At 69.5% G+C, this 1,076-nt stretch carries 1 protein-coding gene and 1 pseudogene; both read left to right on the top strand.

Annotated features, from left to right (window positions below):
• A pseudogene (locus AC2W7C_RS18330) lies at positions 1 to 599 on the top strand (outer membrane protein); the annotation flags it as partial.
• Between the two features lie 43 nt (positions 600 to 642).
• Positions 643 to 1,065 carry an OmpA family protein gene (locus AC2W7C_RS18325; RefSeq protein WP_486002623.1) on the top strand — a complete coding sequence of 141 codons (423 nt, stop codon included), beginning with the start codon at positions 643 to 645 and terminating at the stop codon, positions 1,063 to 1,065.
• Positions 1,066 to 1,076 lie beyond the last annotated feature (11 nt).

Raw genomic sequence — 1,076 nt, 5'->3', positions numbered from 1 at the left:
CAGCCGGCGCCGCGTCGGCTGAGCCGAACGGTTGGTACGGCGCGCTTGATGCGGGCTGGCACACGTCGGACATTGAGACGTCTCGTGACGTCGACATTGACGTTGAGGACAGCTGGGCGGGCTTTGCGCGCCTGGGGTACCGGTTCAACGAGAACTGGCGCGTTGAGCTTGAGGGCGGTTACCGCGACGCGGGCGACGTGGAGGCGATCTCGCTGTCGTCGAGCGGCGCGGCGTACGTCTGCAACGTGACGCCGGCGGTGGGCGCGTGCAACGCGCCGGAAGGCGAGTTCTCGTCCACGACGCTGATGGCGAACGTGATCTACGACTTCGGCGACGCGTCGTGGTCGCTGCGTCCGTTCATCGGTCTGGGCGCGGGCGTGAACCGGGTGAACAGCGAGTTCCTGGGCTCGCTGGCTTCGACCCGCACGGTGGGCATCGGGGCGGACGACAGCTCCACCAAGCTGGCGGCGCAAGCCATCGCCGGCCTGGCGTGGGCGATCTCGGATCGGGCTCACCTGGACCTGACGTACCGCTATCTGATCTCGAACATGGAGTTCGAGACCTTCGATTCGGCGGCCGCCTTCGACGTGGGGCCGTTCGAGGGCCGCTTCGAGGACCACTCGGTGACGCTGGGCCTGCGCTATGCGTTCGGGGCCGACGAGCCGGCGTACATCCCGCCGCCGCCGCCGCCCCGCCGCCGCCGCTCCGCCGCGTCCGACGGTGCCGGCCGACCGCGAGTTCGTGGTCTACTTCGACTGGGATCGCTCGGACCTGACGGCCGAAGCCCAGTCGGTGGTCACGCAAGCGGCCAACTACGCCAAGTCGGGCCGTCCGACGCGGATCCTGATCGTCGGTCACGCCGACACCTCGGGTTCTGCGGCGTACAACGTCGGCCTGTCGAACCGCCGTGCGCGCACCGTGGCTGACGCCCTGGTCGCTCAAGGCGTCAACGGCGGCGTGATCTCGCTGGACGGCAAGGGCGAAACCCAGCTGGCCCGCCCGACCGCCGACGGCGTTCGCGAGCCGCTGAACCGTCGCGCCACCGTCGGCATCAACTTCCGCTAAACCCGGAAGCG

The sequence above is a fragment of the Brevundimonas sp. CURTG3B2_SDJG genome (assembly GCF_057364705.1).
Note: the sequence above shows the minus strand (reverse complement) of the source record. Positions and strands in the feature narration are given on the sequence as shown.

Coding starts and splice junctions, on each gene's coding strand:
- AC2W7C_RS18325 (WP_486002623.1), top strand. CDS start 643: ATGCGTTCGGGGCCGACGAGCCGGCGTACATCCCGCCGCCGCCGCCGC.